The sequence below is a fragment of the uncultured Jannaschia sp. genome, assembly GCF_947494025.1.
GTDB lineage: Bacteria > Pseudomonadota > Alphaproteobacteria > Rhodobacterales > Rhodobacteraceae > Jannaschia.
In genome coordinates this window covers 1-385 of record NZ_CANLTQ010000157.1, presented here as the reverse complement: position 1 = coordinate 385, position 385 = coordinate 1, and the positions used below count along the sequence as shown (strand labels likewise).

The 385-nt window shown below is 66.5% G+C and carries 1 protein-coding gene; it reads right to left on the bottom strand.

The genetic code is table 11. The features are described from left to right. Window positions 1-291, bottom strand: a 291-nt coding sequence (locus Q1B08_RS21750; protein ID WP_299823537.1) for an antitoxin Xre/MbcA/ParS toxin-binding domain-containing protein, incomplete at its 3' end; no start/stop codon positions are given. Window positions 292-385: the final 94 nt, after the last annotated feature.

The following is a 385-nucleotide window of genomic DNA, read 5'->3' as shown; positions in this document are numbered from 1 at the left end:
GAACCGCATACCTTCGATCCCGTCATCCAGCACCAGATCGACGGGTCGGCGTCCACCGAAGTCCGGTCCGGTGTTCGGCCGCATGACCCACGTTGTCGCAAGGGGTCCATCGAACGCTCGATGACCGTCTTCGTGAAGGGCGACAAGCAGACCGGCCCGCTTGACCTGTCCGGCCTCGAACAGCTCTTCGTAGGATCCGGCTGCAACGCGGGCCCAGACTACATCCGGAACATCGAGCAGCCGCGCCGCCTCGTCGGGCGTGAGTGACCAGGCTCCGGCGATCCGCCGCATGGCCGTCGCCATCGCGCGGATCGCCGTCAGCGGGGTAACGCGACCGTCCGCGTCGACGACGCTCGGAGCCCTGCCATCGTTCTTGGAGTTCATC